This is a genomic window from Lysinibacillus sp. VIII_CA (assembly GCF_049943995.1).
In the GTDB taxonomy this organism is placed as follows: Bacteria; Bacillota; Bacilli; order Bacillales_A; family Planococcaceae; genus Lysinibacillus; species Lysinibacillus pinottii.
Genome location: NZ_JBNFXM010000083.1, coordinates 1 through 407 on the forward strand (window position 1 = coordinate 1; position 407 = coordinate 407).

Sequence of the window (407 nt, forward strand, 5' to 3'; positions counted from 1 at the left end):
AAATAGAGGTTTCGATAGATAAGTTCGTTATAGATTATAAGGATGTACCACATTCAGCATTTTTACGTGTTTATATGGTCGGAGTGCAGAAATATAAAGTGAAAATAAAGATTTATAGTGGAACATACAGCTATGAACTACACATGCGGAAAAGTGACGATGTATACATTCATCTATATTTTAAAAACTTTAGAGAAACAGAAGGTCACTTACATACCCTAAGGATTGATTTTAGATTTAATTAAGAATTACTCACAGACCTCGATTCCGTCCTAGACATGATGGGGATGATCCCTGTTGGTGGGGGTGATGCCTAATGGGTCTATTAGTATTAGCAGGAAGCTTACTGGGGATGATTCCAAAAGTAGGCTCCCCAAGTGGCAAGAAAAAAGGAAAGAGCGGAGGAT

Annotated in this window: 1 pseudogene; it reads left to right on the top strand. The window is 37.3% G+C overall.

Annotated elements, in window-relative coordinates:
* Positions 1–245 (top strand): annotated as a pseudogene (locus ACP3VS_RS24275) (replication initiation protein); the annotation flags it as partial.
* Positions 246–407: the final 162 nt, after the last annotated feature.